The sequence below is a fragment of the Pseudarthrobacter sp. AG30 genome, from assembly GCF_003116525.1.
Taxonomy (GTDB): Bacteria; Actinomycetota; Actinomycetes; order Actinomycetales; family Micrococcaceae; genus Arthrobacter.
The window spans coordinates 1-720 of sequence record NZ_QEHL01000047.1 but is presented as its reverse complement, the minus strand read 5'-3'; the positions used below and the strand labels follow the sequence as shown (position 1 = coordinate 720).

General features: G+C 61.7%; 1 protein-coding gene. It reads right to left on the bottom strand.

What is annotated here, in order from left to right:
- Positions 1–703: CocE/NonD family hydrolase (locus tag DC347_RS21220; RefSeq protein ID WP_240617894.1), on the bottom strand; the 703-nt coding region annotated here is incomplete at its 3' end.
- Between the last annotated feature and the right edge of the window lie 17 nt (positions 704–720).

Sequence of the window (720 nt, the reverse complement as noted above, 5' to 3'; positions counted from 1 at the left end):
TGATGATGGGTAGTACGAGTCGGCTGGGGTGTTCGGGGCCATGCAGGACCTGGTTAGTCGCTACGATTGCGTCGTCGACGGACTCCTGGTTGATGAACCCTCCGGTGTTGGTGTTCCGGTCGTAGCGCGGGAAGTTGCTGCTGGAGATATCAACCCGGACGCGGTGGCCTGGCAGGAATACATTCGAGGTCACCGCCATCGGCACCGTCACTTCGTACACCTCGCCAGGAGTCAGGGGCGCGGGGTTCGAGAGGTCGTTGCGGTACCGCAGGCGCAGAATGCCGTCGCAGAGGTTGATCGCCCGTCCGTCCGGGAAGACATCGACCAGCTTTGCGGTGATGTCAGTATCGACAGCGCTGGACGATACAAATACCTTGAGCTCAACGTGTCCGGTGACTTCGACGGGCTCATCGAGTACAGGCCCGGTGTAGCAGAGGACGTCCGGGCGTTCGTCCACGGCCTTCTGGTCGACCGGGCCGATGAATCCCGGAATGCTCGGAAGCAGGGCGCCGCCGGCGGTGGGTACCGGGTCACGAGGGTCATAGCGAAACTCATCACGCTGGCTCTCAGCTGGTACATCGAGAGTGAGCGTGCCGTCACCATTGCGGGTATTGGCGGAACCGCCGCTCTGCAGGAAGTAGTCCGTGTAGCTGGTGTCCGGTAGCGGCCAGTCCTGCTCATCCCGCCACTGATCAATCCCCATGACGAAAATACGAACCC